The sequence below is a fragment of the Aureimonas ureilytica genome (assembly GCF_001475935.1).
GTDB classification, from domain to species: domain Bacteria; phylum Pseudomonadota; class Alphaproteobacteria; order Rhizobiales; family Rhizobiaceae; genus Aureimonas; species Aureimonas ureilytica_A.
On the sequence record NZ_LDQA01000149.1, the window covers coordinates 1 to 958 of the forward strand.

Sequence of the window (958 nt, forward strand, 5' to 3'; positions counted from 1 at the left end):
AGAGCCGCGCCAGCCACGCATCGAAGGATCTCGAAGGTCGCGTCAGCATTCGAACAGGCACGGCATGCCCTGCCGGCCAGTTCATACGAACGGCCGGCTTATACGGGGGCTCGCGTCGCGATGCAACCGTCTTTGGTCGCGCCGTGCCGTCGCGGGAGTGTTTCGCGGTCGTGCCGTTGGGGCGCGGACCTGCTTTTCCAGATGGTCAGTCACCTACGAATCTACAGATCGGCCTTTGCGTCTCATTACCCCTTAGTTCTGCAATTGTGCTCGGTCGCAGTTCATGGAATTTTCCTTCGTATGAAAGCCATCGCGTCACCTTCCGCTTTTGAGACCCGGATCGAGTTTCTGCTCGAGCAGTTGCGCGAAGCGTCGTTCGACGTGCGCATCTGGAGCCAGCTGGCTCGCGGCATCGGCGAAGCCGTCAGTGCCGGCCATTGCCGGATCGGATTTCATCCCCACGGCATGACGGGGCCGGCCATTCGGCTGAACGCTCTGGGCACGAGCGCGGATCGGCGTGCCGGACGTCGCCAGAGCGACGGCTCGGTCGAGGCGGAGGGCGTGCGCCCCTGCGATGCGTCGATGGTTCTGGCGGAAACGTCGAGCGGCGTCTGGAAGGTCGAGATCTGGTCCGCCGATGCCTACCAGGCGAAAATTCTGCTGTCTCGCCTCGGTGCAACGCTGACGGCCTCGTTTCAGGTGTTTCGCGGCCTGCGCGGTTCAGGGCGCGCCGAGTTCGCCCAAATGCGCGATCTCTGGGACCCGCTGCCCTTCGGCGTGATGCTGGTGGATCCCCATCTTCATCTGCGCTTTGCCAATATGGCGTCGGACGATCTCCTGCGAACCCGCGCCCTGTTCCGACCCTTCGGCCGGGAAGGCGCCGTGCGCCCGACCTTGCAGGACAATTACGCGGCCTTCTGCCAGGCCTGCGAAATTCTGCGCGACGGGCAAGCCGAGC

Annotated in this window: 1 protein-coding gene; it reads left to right on the plus strand. The window is 64.0% G+C overall.

All coding sequences use genetic code 11. The features are described from left to right. Positions 1-300: 300 nt before the first annotated feature. On the plus strand, positions 301-958 hold a 658-nt coding region (locus NS365_RS23150; protein ID WP_153003935.1), incomplete at its 3' end, for a hypothetical protein.